The sequence below is a fragment of the Micromonospora sp. NPDC050187 genome (assembly GCF_044459745.1).
Classification (GTDB): Bacteria; Actinomycetota; Actinomycetes; order Mycobacteriales; family Micromonosporaceae; genus Micromonospora.
The window spans coordinates 19,193-39,551 of record NZ_JBITJH010000035.1; the positions used below are offsets into that span (position 1 = coordinate 19,193).

21 protein-coding genes are annotated in these 20,359 nt (G+C 73.7%); 1 reads left to right on the forward strand and 20 read right to left on the reverse strand.

The window, feature by feature from the left end; translation table 11 throughout:
• Positions 1-18 precede the first annotated feature (18 nt).
• Genes ACIBJE_RS30000 through ACIBJE_RS30010 form a run of 3 tightly spaced genes read right to left on the reverse strand, consistent with a single transcriptional unit; the run spans position 19 to position 3,918 of the window.
• Entirely contained in the window at positions 19-843 is an 825-nt protein-coding gene (locus tag ACIBJE_RS30000) for a hypothetical protein (protein WP_396753640.1), read from the reverse strand.
• A 1-nt stretch (position 844) separates the two neighbouring features.
• Positions 845-3,070, reverse strand: a complete 2,226-nt coding sequence (locus ACIBJE_RS30005; protein ID WP_396753641.1) for a hypothetical protein — start codon at positions 3,068-3,070, stop codon at positions 845-847.
• Positions 3,067-3,918 (reverse strand): hypothetical protein, encoded by an 852-nt coding sequence (locus tag ACIBJE_RS30010; RefSeq protein ID WP_396753642.1) that lies wholly within the window; start codon positions 3,916-3,918, stop codon positions 3,067-3,069. The genes ACIBJE_RS30005 and ACIBJE_RS30010 overlap by 4 nt, the downstream gene beginning before the upstream one ends.
• 331 nt (positions 3,919-4,249) lie before the next feature.
• Here ACIBJE_RS30010 and ACIBJE_RS30015 point away from each other — a divergent pair, with 331 nt between their 5' ends.
• A complete protein-coding gene (locus tag ACIBJE_RS30015) occupies positions 4,250-4,963 on the forward strand; it encodes a Crp/Fnr family transcriptional regulator (protein WP_396753643.1) in 714 nt (237 codons plus the stop codon).
• Positions 4,964-5,046: 83 nt separating this feature from the next.
• On the opposite strand, the gene pheT is transcribed toward ACIBJE_RS30015, so the two are convergent.
• From pheT to rpe, 17 genes are all read right to left on the reverse strand, one after another.
• Positions 5,047-7,593 (reverse strand): phenylalanine--tRNA ligase subunit beta, encoded by a 2,547-nt coding sequence (pheT, locus tag ACIBJE_RS30020; protein WP_396753644.1) that lies wholly within the window; start codon positions 7,591-7,593, stop codon positions 5,047-5,049.
• Positions 7,594-7,635: 42 nt separating this feature from the next.
• Complete coding sequence (pheS, locus tag ACIBJE_RS30025) at positions 7,636-8,724, reverse strand: phenylalanine--tRNA ligase subunit alpha (protein ID WP_396753645.1); 1,089 nt, start codon at positions 8,722-8,724, stop codon at positions 7,636-7,638.
• 165 nt (positions 8,725-8,889) lie between these two features.
• Entirely contained in the window at positions 8,890-9,771 is an 882-nt protein-coding gene (locus ACIBJE_RS30030; RefSeq protein WP_396753647.1) for a TrmH family RNA methyltransferase, read from the reverse strand.
• A 31-nt stretch (positions 9,772-9,802) separates the two neighbouring features.
• A complete protein-coding gene (gene rplT / locus ACIBJE_RS30035) occupies positions 9,803-10,195 on the reverse strand; it encodes a 50S ribosomal protein L20 (protein WP_275028591.1) in 393 nt (130 codons plus the stop codon).
• A 35-nt stretch (positions 10,196-10,230) separates the two neighbouring features.
• A complete protein-coding gene (rpmI, locus tag ACIBJE_RS30040; RefSeq protein ID WP_026267805.1) occupies positions 10,231-10,425 on the reverse strand; it encodes a 50S ribosomal protein L35 in 195 nt (64 codons plus the stop codon).
• Positions 10,426-10,444: 19 nt separating this feature from the next.
• Positions 10,445-11,050, reverse strand: a complete 606-nt coding sequence (infC, locus tag ACIBJE_RS30045) for a translation initiation factor IF-3 (protein ID WP_091462720.1) — start codon at positions 11,048-11,050, stop codon at positions 10,445-10,447.
• A 328-nt stretch (positions 11,051-11,378) separates the two neighbouring features.
• Positions 11,379-11,840 carry a PH domain-containing protein gene (locus tag ACIBJE_RS30050; protein WP_396753648.1) on the reverse strand — a complete coding sequence of 154 codons (462 nt, stop codon included), beginning with the start codon at positions 11,838-11,840 and terminating at the stop codon, positions 11,379-11,381.
• A gap of 59 nt (positions 11,841-11,899) precedes the next feature.
• Positions 11,900-12,895, reverse strand: a complete 996-nt coding sequence (locus ACIBJE_RS30055; protein ID WP_396753649.1) for a DMT family transporter — start codon at positions 12,893-12,895, stop codon at positions 11,900-11,902.
• A complete protein-coding gene (hisG, locus tag ACIBJE_RS30060) occupies positions 12,892-13,737 on the reverse strand; it encodes an ATP phosphoribosyltransferase (RefSeq protein WP_396753650.1) in 846 nt (281 codons plus the stop codon). Before hisG ends, ACIBJE_RS30055 begins: the two co-directional genes overlap by 4 nt.
• Before the next feature lie 49 nt (positions 13,738-13,786).
• Positions 13,787-14,068 carry a phosphoribosyl-ATP diphosphatase gene (locus ACIBJE_RS30065; RefSeq protein ID WP_396753667.1) on the reverse strand — a complete coding sequence of 94 codons (282 nt, stop codon included), beginning with the start codon at positions 14,066-14,068 and terminating at the stop codon, positions 13,787-13,789.
• Positions 14,069-14,159: 91 nt separating this feature from the next.
• Positions 14,160-14,660, reverse strand: coding sequence for a 6,7-dimethyl-8-ribityllumazine synthase (gene ribH, locus ACIBJE_RS30070; protein WP_396753651.1), 501 nt, complete (start codon positions 14,658-14,660; stop codon positions 14,160-14,162).
• A 1-nt stretch (position 14,661) separates the two neighbouring features.
• Entirely contained in the window at positions 14,662-15,927 is a 1,266-nt protein-coding gene (locus tag ACIBJE_RS30075; protein ID WP_396753652.1) for a bifunctional 3,4-dihydroxy-2-butanone-4-phosphate synthase/GTP cyclohydrolase II, read from the reverse strand.
• A complete protein-coding gene (gene pnuC, locus ACIBJE_RS30080) occupies positions 15,924-16,625 on the reverse strand; it encodes a nicotinamide riboside transporter PnuC (RefSeq protein ID WP_396753653.1) in 702 nt (233 codons plus the stop codon). The genes ACIBJE_RS30075 and pnuC overlap by 4 nt, the downstream gene beginning before the upstream one ends.
• Positions 16,625-17,236 (reverse strand): riboflavin synthase, encoded by a 612-nt coding sequence (locus tag ACIBJE_RS30085; protein WP_396753654.1) that lies wholly within the window; start codon positions 17,234-17,236, stop codon positions 16,625-16,627. Before ACIBJE_RS30085 ends, pnuC begins: the two co-directional genes overlap by 1 nt.
• A 1-nt stretch (position 17,237) precedes the next feature.
• Positions 17,238-18,299: a bifunctional diaminohydroxyphosphoribosylaminopyrimidine deaminase/5-amino-6-(5-phosphoribosylamino)uracil reductase RibD gene (ribD, locus tag ACIBJE_RS30090; protein WP_396753655.1), complete on the reverse strand. Its 1,062-nt coding sequence runs from the start codon at positions 18,297-18,299 to the stop codon at positions 17,238-17,240.
• A gap of 412 nt (positions 18,300-18,711) precedes the next feature.
• Positions 18,712-19,668, reverse strand: a complete 957-nt coding sequence (locus ACIBJE_RS30095; RefSeq protein WP_396753656.1) for a response regulator — start codon at positions 19,666-19,668, stop codon at positions 18,712-18,714.
• A 3-nt stretch (positions 19,669-19,671) separates the two neighbouring features.
• Positions 19,672-20,352, reverse strand: a complete 681-nt coding sequence (gene rpe, locus ACIBJE_RS30100) for a ribulose-phosphate 3-epimerase (RefSeq protein ID WP_396753657.1) — start codon at positions 20,350-20,352, stop codon at positions 19,672-19,674.
• Between the last annotated feature and the right edge of the window lie 7 nt (positions 20,353-20,359).

Below are 20,359 nucleotides of genomic sequence, written 5' to 3' on the forward strand. Positions count from 1 at the left end.
CCCGCCCCGCCCCCGGACTCAGGACGCCTCGGGAGCCAGCCCGTACTGCCGCTGGTACGCCAGCAGCGCCGCGTCCCACGCCTCGGTGTACTCCGACGGCCCGAGGCCCAGGTCGCGGTGCCCGTTCAGGGCGTCCCGGAGCAGGTCGGCCAGTTCCCCGGGCGCCCGGCGGCGCTCGTCGGCGTACTCCCCGAACACCTGGGCGAACTGCTTCTCGGTCAGCCGCGCCGCGTGCCGGGTCACCGGGTCGTCCTGGAGGCTGCAGAGCACCTCACGCCAGCGATGGGTCAGTGCCTGTGCCTGCCACGTCCGCAGGGTCGCCAGCTCGTGTTCGTACTCCATCCGGATCCGCTCCTCCCAGTACGGCCGCAGGCGGTCGCGGATCCGCTGGTCGGGCAGGACCCGGACCCGCACGCCGAAGATCGGCACGTCCCCCGAACGCGGCCAGGATCGGCCGAGGAAGTGAGCGTTGAGCGCCTGTTCGAGCTGGTGGGCCCGGTGCGGCTCGTGCCGCCGGGCGAAGTCGGTCGACTCGTCCCGGACCACTCCGGCGGCCCAGCCGAGCCGCCCCTCGACCCGCTGGCGGAACTCGTCGAGGGGCATGTCCTTCGCCGTCCAGGTGTAGACGGGCTGGATCCGGAAGTCGAAGGCGTCCCCCTGGGCGGGCACCAGCACCGCCTCCGGTGCCTCGCGCTCGAGCAGGAGGTCGGGCAGCCGAGGTGGAGGCGGTGGCAGGACGGGAAGGGTCACCTCCGGTTCGACCGGCCGGGTGGTGTCCTGCCACCAGCGGCGGATCCGGTCGCAGAGCGACCCGGCTGACGGACGGGGCGGAATCACGGTCATGTCAGTCCTCGACGGCGAGTTGGGCGACAGCGGAGAGCAGACGGTTCTGGGGCATGATCGGGCGCCACACGTGACGCACCTGGTGCCGCAGGCGGCGGCGGAGCTGAGGGGTCGCCATGACGCCCCGCAGCAGTCCGAGGCAGGCGTCGGCCACCCCCGGCCGGCCGTCGGCCTGGCTGATCCAGTAGCCGACGATCCGCCAGGAGCGGTACGCGGTCGACGGCAGGCTCAACGCGACCTGCCAGAGCACCACCAGGTCGGCGAACGCGACGGCGTCGGTGCGCAGCAGGTCGAGCAGCTCGGGCCAGTACCCGTGCGGCGCGGGCGACCAGCGCTCGGCGAGCACCCGCAGCGTCCGGGCGGCGTGCAGACACAGCTCCGGCTCACCGCTGGCCGCCCAGCCGGCCAGCTCGTGCAGCATCAGCGCCGCGTGGCCGCTGGCGTAGACGTCGACGAGGGCGCGTCCCACCGAGTTGTGCCACCGCTGGGACCGGAACTGCGCGGCCAGCCGCAGCTGGGCCAGGGCCACGTCCGGCCAGAGCCGGGCGAGCCCCAGCGCGTACGCCCGGGCCACCGTGTCACGCTGGTAGGCCCTCCCCGTCGCCCACCGGGTGAGCTGGGCGCGTACCCGGCGCCGCAGGGGAGGCTGCATCGCCATGGCGACGAGGGCGACGCCAGCGGCCTGGCGCACCCCGGCACGATGTTGCCGGGCGAGCGCGTCGACCAGAGCGAGCGCCGCGCCGACGTCCCGGCCGGCGGCCCACCCGATCGCCCGGGCCCCGGCCTGGCGCACCGCGGGGTCGGCGGACCGCGCCAGGATGCCGAACCAGGCCAGCAGCCGCTCCGGCGACCACTCCGACCAGGCCACGTCGAGCAGGCTCCGCCGCAGTTCGTCCTCGGCGGGACGGAAACGCAGCCGGCGCCGGGCCGACATCACGTCGCCCCGGTCGACCACCACCGCCTGGGACAGGACCGGCCCGAGTAACGTGTCGAGGTCGGGCCCCCGGAGGTCGCCGGGGAACACCGGATCCTCGGCCGACGGCGGGGCCAGCCGTCGGGACGCGTCGAGAATCTCCGTCACGGACTGGCCGGCGAGCACCGCGCAGGCGAGCCGGAACGCGCGGAGCAGGTCCACGTCGCCGGGAGACCCGCTCTCCCCCGGCGGGTCCAGGATCTCCCGGGCCCGGCGGAGCACCTGCTGGGGTAGCAGCTGGTCCAGCAGGCGACCGAGTTCCCCACCGTCGGGCACCTGTCCGGTGAGCGCCGCGACGACCTGCACCACCTCCCAGGGGCGGGGCGTCCCGGCCAGGTACGCCCGCAGCGCCGGCTGGGCCAGGCACCGGTCCAGGTACGACTGGACGCAGTCACCCCGGCACCGCCCCGGGCAGCCGCCGAGGCAGCCGTCCCGCAGCTGCCGCCGTAGCTGGACCGCGAACACGTCCCCGGGCGCGGGCGGTTCGTGCATGACCGTCGGCACGGCGGACCCGTGCTCCGCTCCCCCCTCGGTGAGCAGGACGACGGTGCAGCCCCGGTTCCCGGCGCGGGTGGCGAAGCCGGCGAGGAGCAGGTTGTCGGCGCCCCGTGCGCCCTGGTCGAGAACGACGACGTACCCGAAGCCCTCGACGAACGACGTGTCGGCCCCGACCAGATCGGCCAGTTCGGTCGCCGTGAGGACAGCCACCCGGCCCGTCCCGTACCGACGGGCCAGGGCGAGACACGCGGTGGTGTACCGCCCGCTCCCCTCGGCCCCGGCCAGTCGGACCAGCGGGTACCGCTTCACCGCCTGGTCGAGCTGATCGTCGGTCGGTACCGGCGCGTACCCGTCCGCCATGTCCCGCACCTGGGTGGTGGTCAGCGTCCCGCACCACACGCGGTCTGCGCCGTCCGGGCCGGTCCGGACGACGATGCTGCCGATCGCCACCGCCCCGTGACCGGTGGCGTTGGCACCGTCGACCCGGACGTCTCCGGTGCGGACGGCACCGAAGCGGCCGAGCAGGTGGGTGATGTCGGAGAGCACGGTGCGCGGGTCGGGCGGATCGCCCTCGTCGTCGAACAGGGCCTCGTCGTCGGCGAGAGTGTCGTCGTCGGCCGGCGCGTCGTCGTCGCGGAGAGCCTCGTCGTCGGCCGGGGGTCCGTCGTCCGCCGGCGCCTCGGCGTCGTCCGGCGTCCCGACGTTCCCGTCCGGGAACCGCTCCGCATCGTCGGTGGGATACCCGTCGCCGCTCACGGCCGGTTCCCCCCGAGGTACGCGTCGCCCCCGATGGAGCCGATCGCCATCGAGCCGTGTCCGGTCGCGTTAGCCCCGGTCACCCGCACGTCCCCGGTGCGGATCGCATCCTCGGCCGCACCGGCCCGGTCAAGGAGTTCCCGGCGACGGACCCGCCCTCCGTCCGACCGCTCCCCATCCTCCGGGTCGTCGCCGTCGACCCGCGCGTGGGCACCGCCGGGGCCGGCGTGACCGCCGTCGCCGGTCCCGGCACGCGCCGGGGACAGGTCCTCGTCCACCACGCAGATCCACGCCCACTCACGGAAGTCCTTGTCGGGGTGGCACACCTCGATCCGCCGGAACCGGTCCGGCCGCAGTTCCTCCGGATACTCGGTCACCACGTCGCGGTAGATGTCGGACGAGACGATCAGGCCGACCCCGGCGTCCGGAAACCCCGCCAGGGCCTGCTTCAGCGCAGGCGCCTCGCAGAGCCGGCAGACCTCGATAACCGCGGTACCGGGAAACCCGTTGGCGCCGTCGAGGTGAACCAGTCCCTGGTGGATGGAGACGCGCAGGCGGATCCGGGCCTCCGGGACCCGGCTGCCGTTGTAGTCCCGCAACAACCGGTTGAGTTCCGGCACGAAACGGCCGATCAGCAGCGGCTCGCGGACGTCCGGCGGCAGGATGGCCAACTCGCCGTCACCGGCCTGTTGGGTCTTCCACCGGACCCGGTCGAGTCCGACGGTGCGGGCAGCGTCGTGCAGCACCTGCTGGAACGCCTGTTGCGCCTCGTACTGCCGGCGGTTCCCGCGTCGGCTGTACCGCTCCATGTCCACGGCGATCAGCAGTCGCCGCTCGGGATGGTTCATCTCCTGTGTCCTCCATCGAGCGACGCACCGGGGTGGCGCGTCACCGGGACATGAGACCGCCCCCACGACGTCGACACCCCGTAGAAGTACGGGTTGACGCCTCGCGGTCATCCCGTCCCGTGAGGGGTTCTCGCGGCGCGCCGTCGGGTGTGGTGAACCCATGACCACGCATCTCATCGAGGCACTGCTCGACACCGGGTCCTCACCGGCGCCCCTGGTCCTGCTCCTGCTGCTGGGGGCCCTCACGGAGTCGCTGCGCCTTGTACGGTCAGCGCGGGGCGCGCCCATCCGGTCACGCTTCGCCATTCTCGGACCGAGGGAGAGGACGCAGGTGCCGAAACCGCGACACGCGACGGAACCCGACTGGCCGTACGGGACGTTCCTGCAACGGCTCACCCCGGCGGCCCGGACGGCGCTGCTGGATCTCGGCGTCCGCCGGCAGGTCGACGCGGGACAGATCGTCATCCACGAGGGCGGCCGGGAGTCGTACCTGGTCCTGCTGGAGGACGGGCTGACCAAGGTGACCGCTGGCCTGCCCGACGGACGGACCGCGTTGCTCGCCCTACGGATCGGGGGTGACCTGGTCGGCGAGATGTCCGCGCTCAACGGTCGCCCCCGCTCGGCGACCATCACCACCTGCGGTCCGACCCGGTACAGCGTCATCCGGCCCGACCGTTTCAAGCTGTACCTGCGCGACCAGCCGGACGCCGCGCTCGAACTGGCCGCCATGGTCTCGGACCGGCTCCGCTGGTCCAACCGCCGCCGGATCGACTTCACCGGCTACTCCGTGAAGGTCCGGGTGGCCCGGGTGGTCGCGGAGATGTGCCGCACCCACGGTCGGCAGCAGCGCGACGGGGTGGTGATCGACGTCCGGCTCACCCAGCCGGAGCTGGCCAGCATCTGCGGTGCCGCGGAGACGTCGATCCAGAAGGCGCTGCGGGAACTGCGCGGTGAGGGCCTGCTCGACACCGACTACCGACGGATCACCGTCCGGGACCTGACCGGTCTCCGGAGGTCGGCCCACATCGACCCCGACGTCGATTGAGCCCGACCGCTTCCGCCGGCCCGGGTGTGTGCAGGGGCCCCCTGCTCCGCAAAAAGCGGTAACAAGGGACCCCTGCTACCACCTCAGGCGCCGCGCAGGGTCGCGCCGAAGCGGGACGCCGCGGTGGCGACCGCCGCGTCGCGGGCGGCCACCGCCTCCTCGACGGTGAGGGTGCGGTCGGGCGCGCGGAAGGTGAGCTTGTACGCCAGGGACCGGCGTCCCTCGCCGAGCTGCGCCGAGGCGTACACGTCGAACAGTCGGACCGACTCCAGCAGCTCACCGGCCCCCTCGACGAGGGCCCGGCGCACCTCGGCGGCCGGGACGGTGTCGTCCACCACCAGCGCCACGTCGATCAGCGCGGGCGGGAACCCGGAGACGGCCGGCGCCGGGACGATCCCGGCTTCCGGCACCGCGTCCAGGTCCAGCTCCATCGCGGCGGTCCGCCGGGGCAGCTCCAGCGTGGCCAGCACCGACGGGTGCAGCTCACCGGCGTACCCGACGACGGTGTCGTCGACCAGCAGCTGCGCGCAGCGACCCGGGTGCCAGGGAGCGTACTCGGCGGCGCGGACGACGATCCGCTGCTCGTCGATCCCGGCGGCGGCGAGCACCGTCCGGCCGGCCTCGACGGCGTCCGCCCAGCTCGCCGGGCGGCCAGCCCCCCACCAGCCGGTCGGTTCGACGTCCCCGACGAGCACCACGGCCACGTGCCGGGGCTGGGCCGGCAGGGTCGCGTCGGCGGCGGTGAACTCGGCGGCGGAGGGACGCCGCTCGACCCCCATCACCGGGGGTGACCCGGCGTCCGGACGTGGGTGGAAGACCAGGCCGGTCTCGTAGAGGGCGAGGTCCCGGTGCCCCCGACCGACGTTGCGCTTCAGGATGCCCAGCAGCGGGCCGAGCAGCGTGGTGCGCAGCAGCGGCTCCTCCTCCGACAGCGGGTTGGCCAGCCGTACCGCGACCCGGCGCGGGTCGTCGGCGGGCAGACCGAGCTGGTCGGCGAGGTCGGGGGCGACGAACGGGTGCGCGAGCACCTCGACGTACCCCTGCTCGGCCAGCGCGCGGGCGACCGCCCGGTGCCGCCGCTGGTTCGGGGTGAGCCCCCGGCCGGGCGGGGCGGGCGGCAGCACCGACGGGACATGGTCGTACCCGTCGAGGCGGACCACCTCCTCGACCAGGTCGGCCGGGTCGGTCAGGTCCGGTCGCCAGGTCGGCGGGACGACGGTCAGCACCGCCCCGTCACCGGCGGCCACCCCGACCGTGCCCGGGTCCTCGGCGAGCCGGTCGACGCCCTGGCTCACCGTGCAGCCGACCTGCTCCAGCAGGGCGACCACCCGGGCCGGCGGGTAGTCCACGCCGACCCGCCGGCCCGGCAGGTCGGCCGGCAGGCTCACCGGCGCGGACGGCCGAACGTGGTCGATGTCGAGGATCTCCGCGTCGGCGGTGCCGCCGCCGTACTCGGTGAGCAGCCGCACCGCCCGGTCGATGGCGACCAGTGGCAGGGCCGGGTCGACGCCGCGTTCCCACCGCTTCGCCGCCTCGCTGAACAGCCTGTGCCGGCGGGCGGTGCGCCCGACCATCACCGCGTCCCAGTGCGCCGCCTCGAAGAGCACGGTGGTGGTGCCGGCGACCACCTCGCTGGTCTCGCCGCCCATCACCGCGGCCAGGGAGATCGGGCCGGTCTCGTCGCAGATGACCATGTCCTCTCCGGCCAGGCTGCGGGTGACCCCGTCCAGGGTGGTGAGCTTCTCCCCCGCCTCGGCCCGGCGTACCACCAGACCGCCGACGAGCCGGTCGGCGTCGAACGCGTGCATCGGCTGGCCCGTCTCGATCATCACGTAGTTGGTGATGTCGACCGGGAGCGAGATGCTGCGGATGCCGGCGACGGTGAGCCGGCGGCTCATCCACTCCGGGGTCCGGGCGGTCGGGTCGACGCCCCGGACCATCCGGGCGACGAACCGGTCGCAGCCCACCGGGTCGCGCACCTCCACCGGGTACGCCGGACGCGGCGTCCCGCCGGGCGCGGGCACCAGACCCGGGTCACGGAACGGCACCCCGAAGGCGTGCGCCAGCTCGCGGGCGATGCCCCGGACCGACATCTGGTAACCCCGGTCGGGGGTGATCTCCAGTTCGACCACGACGTCGTCGAGCCCGACCACCGGGCGCGCGTCGTCACCGGGCTTGGCCGGGTTCTCCCCGCCGAGCACGATGATGCCCGAGTGGTCGTCGCCGAGGCCCAGTTCCTTGGCCGAGCAGATCATCCCGTGGGAGTTGCGCCCGTACGTCTTGCGGGCGCCGATGGCGAAGTCGCCGGGGAGCACCCCGCCGGGAAGGATCACCACGACCCGGTCACCGGGGGCGAAGTTGCGCGCCCCGCAGACGATCTCCTGCAACTCGCCGGTGCCGTTGGCGTCGCCCACGTCCACCCGGCAGAACCGGATCGGCTTCTTGAAGCCGGTGAGCTCCTCGACCTCGCGGACCTCACCGACGACCAGCGGTCCGGTGACCGTGGCCCGCAGGTCCACCAGGGACTCGACCTCGATGCCGAGGTCGACCAGGGCCCGCTCCAGGTCGGCCGGGTCGAGGTCGGCGGGCAGGTCGACGTACTCCCGCAGCCAACTGACTGAAACTCGCATGCCTCTAGACCACCGTCTCCGTGTCTCGTTCCCGCATTCCCGTCACGCCCCGGTGCCGAACGCGCGGGTGAACCGCACGTCGCCCTCGGCCATGTCCCGCAGATCGCTGACCCCGTGCCGGAACATGACGGTCCGGTCGATGCCCATGCCGAACGCGAACCCGGAGTAGACCTCCGGGTCGATGCCACAGGCCCGCAGGACCCGGGGGTTGACCATGCCGCAGCCGCCCCACTCGACCCAGCGCGGCCCGTCCCGGTGCTCCGGGAACCAGACGTCGAACTCGGCGGACGGCTCGGTGAACGGGAAGTAGTGCGGCCGGAAGCGGGTCTTCGCACCCTCGCCGAACATCGCCCGGGCGAAGTGGTCGAGGGTGCCGCGCAGGTGGGCCATGGTGATGCCCCGGTCGACGACGAGCCCCTCGACCTGGTGGAAGACCGGCGAGTGGGTGGCGTCGAGTTCGTCGGTGCGGTACACCCGGCCGGGCACCACCACGTAGATCGGGGGCTTGCGGGTGAGCATGGAGCGGGCCTGCACCGGTGAGGTGTGCGTGCGCAGCACCTGCCCCGAGCCCGTCGCGCCGTCGGAGCCGCCGGTGGGTGCGACGTGGAAGGTGTCCATCAGCCCTCGGGCGGGGTGGTCGGGGCCGATGTTGAGCGCGTCGAAGTTGGTCCACTCCAGCTCGACCTCGGGGCCCTCGGCCACCTCGTAGCCCATCCCGACGAAGAGGTCGCTGATCTGCTCCATCAGGGTGCTGATCGGGTGGCGCGCGCCCCGGGGCCGCCGGTCGTACGGCAGGGTGACGTCCACCCGCTCCTCGACGAGCACCCGCGCGGCCCGCTCCCGTTCCAGGATCTCCAGCCGGGCGGCGTAGGCCGTCTCGATGCCCCGGCGGGCCTCGTTGACCCGCTTGCCGGCGTCGGACTTCGCGGCCGGCGGCAGCGCGCCGATCTCCCGGCGGGCGAGGGAGACCGGGGACCGGTCGCCCAGGTGCGCGGGGCGCAGCGCGGTCAGCGCGTCCGGGTCGGCGGCGTCGGCGAACGCCTTCTCGGCGTCGGTCACGGCCGCGGCCAGGGCGGCCGGGTCGAGCAGGGCGACCTGCTTCGGGTCGTACGGATCGTTGCGATAGGTCATGGCGTACGGGCACTCCCTCACGGCGGCGCCGCCCTCACGGGACGGCCAGGCGAGTCTACGGACGCACGGCTGTGCCGCAGCCCGCCGGTGGGAGGGAGGCGCGGAGCGGTCAGGCCCGCCGCCCGCCGACACCGGCGGGCTGGCTAAAGGAACGCCGAGGCGCGTTCACGGGCGGACGCTCTCCTTCGTGGAGGATCCCCGCTCGGGGGACCGCTGTGCTCTGGCCGAAGCGTACAGGCAGACGGCGGCGGCCGCAGCCAGGTTCAGGCTCTCCGCGTGCCCGTGCAGCGGCACCCGGACCCGGGCGTCGGCGGCGTCGGTCAGCTCGGCGGACAGGCCGTGTGCCTCGGAGCCGAAGAGCCAGGCGGTGGGGGCGGCCAGCCGGTCGGTGTCGGCGAGGTCGTCGAGGTCGCTGTCGCCGTACCCGGTGGTGGCCAGGACCGTGAGCCCGGCGGCGCGGGACGCGGCGACCACCTCGCCGGGGTCGGCGGCGCGGACCACGTCGACGTGGAAGAGGCTGCCGGCGGAGGCCCGCACGCACTTGCCGTTGTACGGGTCGACGGTGTCCCCGGCGAAGACCACCACCTGCGCGCCGGCGGCGTCGGCGGTGCGCAGCACGGTGCCGGCGTTGCCGGGATCGCGGATGCCGGCGAGCACCGCGACCAGCCGGGGGGCGGCGGCGAGCGCCCGGTCGAGGGGGACGTCGAGGTGCCGGCAGACCGCGACCAGCCCCTGCGGGGCGACGGTCTCGGCGAGGGCGGCGAGCGCCTCGTCGGTGACCTCGGAGACCGGCACGTCGCTGGCGGCGGCGCGGGCCGCGAGGTCGCGGTGCCGGTCGAGGGCGGCCGGGGTGCCGAAGAGTTCGACCACCAGGCCGGGGCGGGTCAGGGCCTCCCGGACGGCCTGCGGTCCCTCGGCGAGGAAGCGGCCGGAGGTGTCCCGGTCGCGGCGGCGGTGCAACCGGCGGGCAGCCGCGACCCGGGGGGTACGTGGGGTGAACGGACCCGGGACGGCGTCGAGGCGCCTCCCGTGCGCTGGTGATGGCATGGGAGACGCCTCGATGACCGGTTGCGGTGGATCAGGCGGCCTGAGCCGCCGCGCCACCGGTGCCCTCGGCCGCCACGGCGGCGCGGGCGACCTCGACGATGGCGGCGAACGCCGTCGCGTCGTTGACGGCCAGGTCGGCCAGGATCTTGCGGTCGACCTCGACGCCGGCCAGCTTGAGACCCTGGATCAGCCGGTTGTAGGTCATCCCGTTGGCGCGAGCGCCGGCGTTGATCCGCTGGATCCAGAGCTGCCGGAAGTCGCCCTTGCGGTCACGACGGTCCCGGTAGGCGTACTGCATCGAGTGCAGCACCTGCTCCTTGGCCTTGCGGTACAGGCGGGAGCGCTGGCCGCGGTAGCCGCTCGCGGTCTCCAGCAGGGTACGACGCTTCTTCTGGGCGTTCACAGCCCGCTTGACGCGTGCCATTCAACTACTCCTTACTAGTGGTCAAGTGGCGCGCGTCAGCGGCCGAGCAGCTTCTTGATTCGCTTGACGTCAGCCTTGGCCAGCTCGACCGTGCCGGTCAGCCGACGGGTCTGGGTGGAGGGCTTCTTCTCCAGGTTGTGGCGCAGCCCGGCCTGCTGGGCAACGATCTTGCCCTTGCCGGTCACCTTGACCCGCTTGCCCATACCCGTGTGGCTCTTCATCTTCGGCATGTGAAACGTCTCTCCCCTGTTACTCGCCGGTCGTGCCGGCGGGCTCGGCCGCTTCGGCCGGTGGTGCCTCGGCGGCACCGGCCTCCCGCTCCCGCGGTGCGCCGGTCCGGGCTGCCGTGGCGGCGGCCTTGGTGGCACGGTGCGGCGCGAGAACCATGATCATGTTGCGACCGTCCTGCTTCGGAGCGGCCTCGACGTACCCCAGTTCCGAGATCTCCGACTCGAGCCGGCGCAGGAGCCGGTAACCCAGCTCCGGACGGCTCTGCTCGCGACCACGGAACATGATCGTCACCTTGACCTTGTCGCCGGCCTTGAGGAACCGCACCACGTGACCCTTCTTGGTCTCGTAGTCATGCGGGTCGATCTTCGGCCGGAGCTTCATCTCCTTGATGACGGTCTGCTGCTGGTTACGCCGCGCTTCGCGCGCCTTGAGTGCGCTCTCGTACTTGAACTTGCCGAAGTCCATGAGCTTGCACACCGGCGGGCGCGCCATGGGCGCAACCTCGACCAGGTCCAGGTCGACGTCCGCGGCCAGCTGAAGGGCGCGCTCCAGCGGGACGATGCCCACCTGCTCACCCTCAGGGCCGACCAGTCGGACCTCACGTGCCCGGATCTGCTCGTTCACGCGTGGTTCGACGCTGATGGGGCCTCCTCGAGTCCGTACTCCTATGCGGCCGACCCCGTGGTCCCCGAATGGGGACCGACCCGGAAAGCAGAAGGCCCCGGCGCATGCCAGGGCCCGCTCGACCGGTCGGCACGATCATATGATCGCGCATCCGGTGCCGGGACGTGCCCGGAACCGGTGACCGGACCCGGCCGCCGTCGCGGGCGACTCGGGTGGGAGCAGGCGCTCCACTTCAGGGCTGCTCACAGTTACACACAGGCAGCCTGGTCGACAGAGTCACATTACACCCCCGGCCGGGCGCCGCTCAAATCGACCCGCCCGGCGGGGCTCAGCTCTGGGCCAGGGTGGCCTGGTGGGCCCGGTGCAGCCGGCGCAGCGCGCGGACCCCGTCCACCGCCAGTTCCTTGTCGGCCGCCTGGAGGGCCACCATCGGCAGCAGGTCGTCGTCGTACAGCTCCAGGCTCGCCCAGGGCGCCCCCCGGTCGAACCGCACGTTGCGGACGACGTCCCAGGGCAGTTCGTACGAGCCGATGATGTTGCGCACCCGGACGCCGTGCGCGTCGGCCTCGACGCGCGGGCGGGTGAAGAGCAGGGCACCGAGCGCGCCGAGCACGCCCAGGCCGATCATGGCCAGCTGGTCACCCCGCTGGAAGGAGCCGTAGCCGTTGCCGGTCGGGCCGTGCAGCGAGGTGGCCACCAGGCTGAAGACCACCACCAGCGCGACGGCGGAGGACCAGCAGACCACCCGGATCCGGCGGGGACGCAGGCGTACCAGGTCGGAATCGCTCACCCCACCAGTCTGCCATCCGGCCCCGGATCCATCCGCGTCGCCATGCGCGCCGTCCGGCATCAGTACCGCCGGTCCGTCGGCGAGGGACGGTCTGCGGAGGTCGGGCCGCCGGTCCGGGGCACCGGCACCACCGCCCGCGTCCCCCGCAGCCGGCCGCCCCGACCGGCCACCACGGCGGCGACCAGGGTGAGCACCGCGCCGGCCAGCACCGGCAGACGCAGTCCCGCGCCGCCGGGCAGCAGCGCGTCGAGCAGCAGGGAGCCGCCGAGCTGCCCGCCGACCAGCACCAGACCGGTGCGCAGCACCCCGACCGACCGGACCCCGACCAGCAGGGCGACCACGATGGTCACCCCGAGCAGCCCGCCGGTCCAGAGATACCAGTCGCCGGGCCAGCTCGCCGGGGATCGCACGAGGGTGCCCGCGACCGCTGCGGCGGCGAACACCGCCACCGTGCTCACCACGAAGTTGACCGCGATGCCGGCGCCGGTGCCGACGGCGGCGGAGACCCGCCCGTTCAACGCGGACTGGAGGGCCACGGCCAGGCCGCCGACCACGGCCAGCAGGACCGGGCCGACCGCCAGCTCCCCCACCGGGCGGCCGAGCTGGGCCAGGGTGACCGCCGCCAGGCCGAGCAGGGCGCCGGTGACCCGGGGGCCGGTCAGCGGCAGCCGCCCCACCGGCGCGAGACCGACCCGGTCGGCGGCGAGCCCGCCGAGGCTGCCCCCGGCGACCTGGGCGATGGTGAAGGCCGCCACCCCGAGCACCGGTACGACGTACGCGGCGACCAGCACGATCGCCGCGCCACCCAGCCCACCCAGGTACGACCACCAGGGCAGCCGGGCGGTACGCAGGTCACGCAGCCCGGCCCGCATCGACGGCAACGTCAGCAGGGCGACCAGGACGAGCACGCTGCCGCCCAGGTTGTTGACGACCGCGGCGAGCACCGGGTCACCGGTCCGCGTCCCGAACTCCGCGTTGATCACGCCCTGGGCCGCCGAGGCCACCCCGCCCAGCGCCACCAGGGCGAGGGCGGCCGTCGGCGGCAGCGGTCTCACAGCCGGCAGGCGTGGATGTTGGTGACCAGGATGGCCCGCGCGCCCACCTCGTAGAGCTCGTCCATGATCCGGTGCACCTCGTCGCGGGCCACCATGGCCTGCACGGCGACCCAGCCCTCCCGGTGGAGCGGGGAGATGGTCGGCGACTCGATGCCCGGGGTGAGCGCGCTGGCCCGCTCCAGCAGGTTCGCCGGCACGTCGTAGGCGAGCATGACGTACCGGCGCGCGACCAGCACCCCGTGCAGCCGGTGCAGCAGCTGGTCGGCCTGGGCACAGCCGGGGGCCTCGGTCCGGCGCACCAGCACCGCCGAGGACCGCAGCAGCGGCTCGCCGAAGACCACCAGGCCGGCCTGGCGCAGGGTGGCCCCGGTGGAGACGACGTCGGCGACCACGTCGGCCACCCCCAGGCGGACGGCGTTCTCCACCGCCCCGTCGAGGCGGATCACGTCGGCCCGCACGCCCAGCTCGGCGAGGTACCGCTCGACCAGCCCCGGGTAGGCGGTGGCGATGCGGTGCCCGCCCAGCTTCTGCACCGAGTCGATGTCCTCGGGGCGGGCGGCGAACCGGAAGGTGGCCCGACCGAAGTTCAGGTCGACCACCTCCTCGGCCGGCGCGCCGGAGTCGATCAGCAGATCCCGGCCGGTGATGCCCAGGTCGAGGTCGCCGGAACCGACGTAGGTGGCGATGTCCTTCGGACGCAGGTAGAAGAATTCGACGTCGTTGCCCTCGTCCCGGCAGACCAGGTCCTTGGCGTCGGTACGCTGGCGGTAGCCCGCCTCACGCAGCATCTGGGCGGCCGGCTCGGCCAGGGTGCCCTTGTTGGGAACGGCGACACGCAGCATGACGGAGTGCTCCTTTTCTCGATCGTGACGGACCGGTCGGGTAGGGCACTCACAGATGTCGGTAGACGTCCTTCAGGTCGAGACCGCTCGCGATCATCAGCACCTGGACCTGGTAGAGCAACTGGGAGATCTCCTCGGCGGTCCGCTCCGGCCCCTCGTGCTCGGCGGCCATCCACGACTCGGCTGCCTCCTCGACGACCTTCTTGCCGATGAAGTGGACACCCCGTTCGAGCGCGGCGACCGTGCCCGACCCCGGGGTGCCGGCGGCGGCCTTGGCCTGCAGCTCGGCGAACAACTCCTCGAACGTCTTCACGGAAGGCGATTCTTCCAGCCGGGCCGGCCGGCCGGGTGGCCCGGGTCCCGGGCGGACGCGTCGGCGTCGCCCGGGATCCCGCCGTCGCCGGCCGGCTACCGGTCGGGGGTCAGCCGCCGAAGCCGAGCCGGTGACCGTTGGCGGCGTCGAGTCCCCGGATGGCCAGGGCGGCGTCGAGGGCCGCGACGGTGGACGCCCAGCCCTTGTCCTCCGCCGAGCCGGGCAGCCCGGCCCGGTCGCGGGCCTGCTCGATGGTGTCGACGGTGAGCACGCCGTGGGCGACCGGCTTCCCCTCGTCCAGGGCCACCCGGGTCAACCCGTCGGTCACCGAACGGCAGACGTAGTCGAAGTGGGCGGTGGCCCCGCGCACCACCACGCCGAGGGCGACCACCACGTCACAGCGGCGGGCGAGGGCCTGCGCCACCACGGGCAGCTCCACCGAGCCGGCGACCCGGGCGACCACCGCCCGGGCCCCGCACGCCTCGGCCGCCGCCACCGCCCGGTCGCACATGTGGTCGGTGAGGTCACCGTGCCAGCGGGCCGCGACCACGCCCACGGTCAGGCCGGCCGCGTCCACCGCGCTCGCCCCGGGTTCGCCGAATCCCGCCATCTCACGCTCCGATCTCGTCGGCCGTGGCCACCCGGCGCAGCGGCGTCTCGGTGACCTCGTCCAGCTCGTCGAGGAGGTGTCCCATCCGGTCCCGCTTGGTGCGCAGGTAGCGCACGTTCTCCGGGTGCGGGCGGATGGGCAGTCCCTCCCGGCCGGAGATGGTCAGGCCGTAGCCCTCCAGTCCGGCCCGCTTGGCCGGGTTGTTGGTCAGCAGCCGCATCGAGCGGACCCCGAGGTCGTAGAGGACCTGCGCGCCGGTGCCGTAGTCGCGGGCGTCGGCCGGCAGTCCCAGGTCGAGGTTGGCGTCGACGGTGTCCCGCCCCAGGTCCTGGAGCTGGTACGCCTGGAGCTTGTGCAGCAGCCCGATGCCGCGCCCCTCGTGCCCACGCACGTAGAGCACCACGCCCCGGCCCTCCGCGGCGACCCGGGCGAGGGCGGCGTCGAGCTGCGGCCCGCAGTCGCAGCGCAACGAGCCGAGAACGTCGCCGGTCAGGCACTCCGAGTGCACCCGCACCAGCACGTCCCGGCCGTCACCGATCTCGCCCATGACCAGGGCGACGTGCTCGGCGCCGTCGTGCTCGCTGCGGTAGCCCAGTGCCCGGAACACCCCGTGCGTGGTGGGCATCCGGGCCTCGGCGACCCGCTCGACCTGCTTCTCCGTGCGCCGCCGGTGCGCGATCAGGTCGGCGATGGTGACCAGCGTGAGGGAATGCTCCGCGCAGAACCGCTCCAGGTCCGGCAGGCGCATCATGGTGCCGTCGTCGTTGACCAGCTCGCAGAGCACCCCGGCCGGGCGCAGCCCGGCCATCCGGGTCAGGTCGACGGCGGCCTCGGTGTGCCCGGGTCGGCGCAGCACCCCGCCCTCCCGGGCCCGCAACGGCACCACGTGCCCGGGACGGGCCAGGTCGGCCGGGCTGGTCGCGGCGGCGGCGAGCAGCCGGATGGTGTGCGCGCGGTCGGCGGCGGAGATGCCGGTGCTGACCCCCTCCCGGGCGTCCACGGTCACCGTGTAGGCGGTGCCCCGGCGGTCCTGGTTGGTGTGGTGCATCGGCGGCAGGTCCAGCCGGTCGCACTCGCTCTCGGTCAGCGGCACGCAGATGTAGCCGGACGTGTGGCGGACCATGAACGCGACCAGCTCCGGGGTGGCCTTCTCGGCCGCGAAGATCAGGTCTCCCTCGTTCTCCCGGTCGGCGTCGTCCACCACGACGACCGGCCGGCCGGCGGCGATGTCCGCCACCGCCTGCTCGATGGTTCCGAACGTGGTCATGCCGCCGCCTCCAGGTAGCTGTGCGGAACAGGGGTGCGGGCCGCCCGCGCGGCCCTCGCCGAGGTACGCCACCAGCTGGCGAAGCCCCAGGCGCAGAAGAGTCCGTAGAACAGGTACATCGCGGCGGAGGGATAGAAACCGCCACGCAGCAGCAGGGGCACGCCCACCGCGTCCACCGCGATCCACACCAGCCAGAACTCCACCCAGCCACGGGCCATGCCGTAGGTGGCGAGCAGGCTGCCGACCAGGATCCAGGCGTCCGGCAGCGGCCCCCACGAGCCCAGCGCGGCGAGCACCGGGTACGCCGCGGCGGTGCCGAGCACGGCGACCGCGAGCATCCCCAGCCGCTCCCGGCCGGTGGCCCAGCGGGGGACGACCGCCGACCGGTCGGGTGCGGTGCCGAGCCGGCGGGTCCGCGACCAGCTCCACCAGCCGTAGCAGCTGACCGCGAAGAAGAAGACCTGCCGCCCGGCCTGCCCGTACAGGTCGTGGGCCTGCGGGGTGGCGAAGACTCCGCCGAGGAAGACGGTCAGCAGCAGGGCGTTGCCGACCATGCCGACCGGCCAGGCCCAGACCAGCCGACGCAGCCCGAGCAGGGCCGAGGCCAGCCCGAAGCCGTTGCCGACGACCTCCCGGACCAGCACCGGGGAACCGGCGACCTCGACCTGGGCGGTGAGCAGCCAGGCCAGCGGGCCCATCAGCGGGCTCCCCCGGTCAGCCGGTCGCCGAGCAGCCGCTCGACGTACTTGGCGAGCACGTCGACCTCGAGGTTGACCGGGTCGCCGGGGCGCCGCACGCCGAGGGTGGTCAACGCGAGGGTGGTCGGGATGAGCCCGACGGCGAACCAGTCGTCGCCGACCGCGGCGACGGTCAGCGAGACCCCGTCGACGGTGATCGAGCCCTTCTCCACCACGTACCGGGCCAGGCCGGCGGGGAGGCGGAAGCGGACCGTCTCCCACTTCTCGGCCGGTTCCCGGTCGAGCAGCTCGCCGACCCCGTCGACGTGTCCCTGCACCAGGTGCCCGCCGAGCCGGCTGCCGAGCGCGGCGGCCCGCTCCAGGTTGACCCGGTCGCCGGGCCGCAGCACGCCCAGCGCGGAACGGCGCAGGGTCTCTCCCATGACGTCGGCGGTGAAGATCTCCCCGTCGACCTCGACCACGGTCAGGCACACCCCGTTGACCGCGATGGAGTCGCCGTGCCGGGCGTCCGAGACGACCAGCGGGCCGCGCACGGCGACCAGCGCCGAGTCGTCTCCGGTCTCGGTCACCCGGACGACCTCGCCCAGTTCCTCGACGATGCCGGTGAACATGTCAGCTCTCCCTCTTCCGGGGCAGCGCGGTGATGCGCAGGTCGGGTCCGACCTGCGTGACGTCGACGATCTCCAGGTCGATGGCCTCGCCGATGGTGCGCACACCGGCGTCGAGCAGGGCGGCCGGTCCCGCGCCGAGCAACCGGGGCGCGAGGTAACCGACGACCCGGTCGACCAGACCGGCGGCGAGGAAGCCGCCGGCGAGGCGGGGCCCTCCTTCCAGGAGGACCGCCCGGATCCCGCGCCGGTGCAGCGCGGTGAGCAGCGCCGGCAGGTCGACCCGGCCGTCCGGGGCCGTGCCGACCTCGGCGGCGGTGGCGATCCAGGTGTCGGCGGCGGCGTCGCGGACCCGGGCGTCGTGGGGGGTACGCCCCGCGCTGTCCACCACCACCCGCAGCGGCTGCCGGATGGCGAGGGTGCCGTCGCGCAGGTTGCGCACGGTCAACCGGGGGTCGTCGGCCAGCACGGTGCCGACCCCGACCACGATCGCGTCCGCCGTGGCGCGCAGCGCGTGCACGTCCGTCCGCGCCACCTCGGAGGTGATCCACATGCTGGTGCCGTCCTCCGCCGCCGACCGGCCGTCGAGCGTGGCGGCGTACTTCCAGATCACGTACGGCCGGCCCCGGCGCATCGAGGTCAGCCAGGCGATGTTGCCGGCCTCGGCCTCGTCGGCGCGTACCCCCAGCTCGACCTCGACACCGGCGGCGCGCAGCGTGCCGGCACCGCCGGAGGCGACCGGGTTGGGATCGGGGACGGCGACCACCACCCGACCGATGCCGGCCTGGATCAGCGCGTTGGTGCAGGGGCCGGTGCGGCCGGTGTGGTCGCAGGGTTCCAGGGTGACCACGGCGGTGCCGCCCTTCGCCCGGTTGCCGGCCTGCGCCAGCGCGACGATCTCGGCGTGCGGCCCCCCGGCGTAGGCGTGGAAGCCCTCCCCGACGATCTCGCCGTCCGGGTCGAGCAGCACGCACCCGACCACCGGATTGGGACTGGTGGTGCCCAGGCCCCGGGCAGCGAGCGCGATCGCGCGTCGCATCGCCTCGTCGGTGGAGACGCCGGCCATCGCCTGCCCCTGCTCTCTCGCGCGGTCGACGCGCGGGCGGGGCGGGAGGCGGGCATGCGGCGGCGGATCCGGGAACGGCGGAGCCGACCCGGCAGGCCCGGAGGGCAGCCGACAGCGCGCGTCGGCCCCGGGGGCCTGTCCGTCCCGCGCGCTGTCTCCCATCCGGACTGTCTGGGCGCGGGCTTGCCCGCCCCCAACCGTCGGCCCCGGATTTTCACCAGGTCCACCGGGCGGCCGAGGCCGACCGGGTCGCGGGCTGACCACGGCTCGGGCCGTGGATCACCGCCGGTTCGGAATTACACCGAGTCCCGCCAGCGCGTGGTGGGTACGAGGGAAGTCTTACACGCCGACCCGGGGGGTCCGCCACCCCGGCGAGCTACCTCACAGCTTCGCGGGGTGGCGCGCCGCACGGTCAGGGAATCCCCCGCCGCCGGTCCACGGCCACGTACGAGCCGGGTTGGCTCTTGGCCACCGTCTTCATCTCGGAGGCGACCGCGATGGCCTCCAAAGGGTCGGTGAAGCGCTTCCGGCTGTCGGAGAGGGAGACCCCGATGGAGAGCGTGACCAGGGCGGCCCGACGGATGTTGCCACGCCGGTCCTTCAGCTCGACGTAGCCCCGTTCGGCGTCCTCGGGGTCGTAGAGCTTGTCGGCGGAGGTCTCGAAGTCGACCACCGAGCGGGAGGTGAGCGGGCGCACCTGCTCGGGGGTGCAGACGATGACGAAGTCGTCGCCGCCGACGTGGCCGAGGAAGGCCGGTGGGAGCCCGATCGACACCACCGCCCGGTGCAGGCTGCGGGCCAGCGCGGAGATGAAGTCGTCGCCCCGGACGAAGCCGTACCGGTCGTTGACGCTCTTGAACCGGTCGATGTCGATGTAGCCGACGGCGTAGTCGGTGCCGCTGCGCACCCGGTCGCTGATCTCCCGGCGGATCCGGCTGTTGCCCGGCAGCCCGGTCAACGGGGAGACCTCGCGGAACTCCTTGTTGCGGCGCAGGGTGGAGCTGACCCGGGCCACCAGCTCGGCGGTGTCGAAGGGCTTGACCAGGTAGTCGTCGGCCCCGGCGCTGAGCCCGTGCACCTTGTCGACGGTCATGCCCTTGGCGGTCAGCATGATCACCGGCAGGGCGGACGTCAACGGGTTGGCGCGTAGCCGGCGGGTCAGTTCGAGACCGTCGATCCGGGGCATCATCAGGTCCACCACGGCCAGGTCCGGGCGCTGCCGCTCGATCACCTCGAGCGCCTCCTGCCCGTCGGCGGCGTGGATCACCTCGAAGCCGTGCAGCCGGAGGTTGAACTCGACGAACCGGGCGATGTCCTCGTCGTCGTCCACGACGAGGATGACGTCGGGGCTCTCACCGGCGGGCTCCACGGCTCAGACCCCGGCCGCCGCGCGTTCCGCCAGGGCACGCAGGTGGCGTACCGCCTCGGCCGGGTCGTCGGCGCCGTAGACGGCCGTGCCGGCGACGAAGGCGTCCGCGCCGGCCTCGGCGGCCTGCGCGATGGTGTCCGCGGCGATCCCCCCGTCCACCTCGATGCGCAGTTCCAGGTGGCCGGCGGCGACGTGCCGGCGAGCGGTGCGGACCTTGTCCAGCAGGTTCGGGATGAACCGCTGCCCGCCGAACCCGGCCTTGATCGTCATGATCAGCAGGGTGTCGAAGCTGGGCAGGATCTCCAGGTACGGCTCGATCGGGGTGTCCCGGTCGATCGCCAGGCCCGCCTTCGCCCCGGCCGAGCGCAGGTCCCGCGCGAGGGCCACCGGGTTGTCGCAGGCCTCAGCGTGGAAGGTGACGTTGTACGCCCCGGCGTCGGCGTAACCGGGGGCCCAGCGGCGCGGATCGGTGATCATCAGGTGCACGTCGAACGGCAGCGCGGTCACCGCCCGCAGGCTCTGCACCACGGGCAGCCCGATGGTCAGGTTGGGCACGAAGTGGTTGTCCATCACGTCCACGTGCAGCCAGTCCGCGGCGTCTTCCACGGCGCGCACCTCGTCGGCGAGGCGGGCGAAATCGGCGGCGAGGATGCTGGGCGCGACGATCGGGGGCGGTACGGTCACCGGCCCA

What these genes read in the sequence shown, in the direction of transcription:
- rpmI (WP_026267805.1), bottom strand. Translation starts at nt 10,425, where the DNA reads ATGCCGAAGATGAAGAGCCACACGGGTATGGGCAAGCGGGTCAAGGTG.
- ACIBJE_RS30010 (WP_396753642.1), bottom strand. Translation starts at nt 3,918, where the DNA reads ATGAACCATCCCGAGCGGCGACTGCTGATCGCCGTGGACATGGAGCGG.
- ACIBJE_RS30030 (WP_396753647.1), bottom strand. Translation starts at nt 9,771, where the DNA reads ATGCCATCACCAGCGCACGGGAGGCGCCTCGACGCCGTCCCGGGTCCG.
- ACIBJE_RS30085 (WP_396753654.1), bottom strand. Translation starts at nt 17,236, where the DNA reads ATGTTCACCGGCATCGTCGAGGAACTGGGCGAGGTCGTCCGGGTGACC.
- hisG (WP_396753650.1), bottom strand. Translation starts at nt 13,737, where the DNA reads ATGCTGCGTGTCGCCGTTCCCAACAAGGGCACCCTGGCCGAGCCGGCC.
- pheS (WP_396753645.1), bottom strand. Translation starts at nt 8,724, where the DNA reads ATGACCTATCGCAACGATCCGTACGACCCGAAGCAGGTCGCCCTGCTC.
- ACIBJE_RS30075 (WP_396753652.1), bottom strand. Translation starts at nt 15,927, where the DNA reads ATGACCACGTTCGGAACCATCGAGCAGGCGGTGGCGGACATCGCCGCC.
- pnuC (WP_396753653.1), bottom strand. Translation starts at nt 16,625, where the DNA reads ATGGGCCCGCTGGCCTGGCTGCTCACCGCCCAGGTCGAGGTCGCCGGT.
- rplT (WP_275028591.1), bottom strand. Translation starts at nt 10,195, where the DNA reads ATGGCACGCGTCAAGCGGGCTGTGAACGCCCAGAAGAAGCGTCGTACC.
- ribD (WP_396753655.1), bottom strand. Translation starts at nt 18,299, where the DNA reads ATGGCCGGCGTCTCCACCGACGAGGCGATGCGACGCGCGATCGCGCTC.
- ribH (WP_396753651.1), bottom strand. Translation starts at nt 14,660, where the DNA reads ATGGCGGGATTCGGCGAACCCGGGGCGAGCGCGGTGGACGCGGCCGGC.
- ACIBJE_RS30000 (WP_396753640.1), bottom strand. Translation starts at nt 843, where the DNA reads ATGACCGTGATTCCGCCCCGTCCGTCAGCCGGGTCGCTCTGCGACCGG.
- pheT (WP_396753644.1), bottom strand. Translation starts at nt 7,593, where the DNA reads ATGCGAGTTTCAGTCAGTTGGCTGCGGGAGTACGTCGACCTGCCCGCC.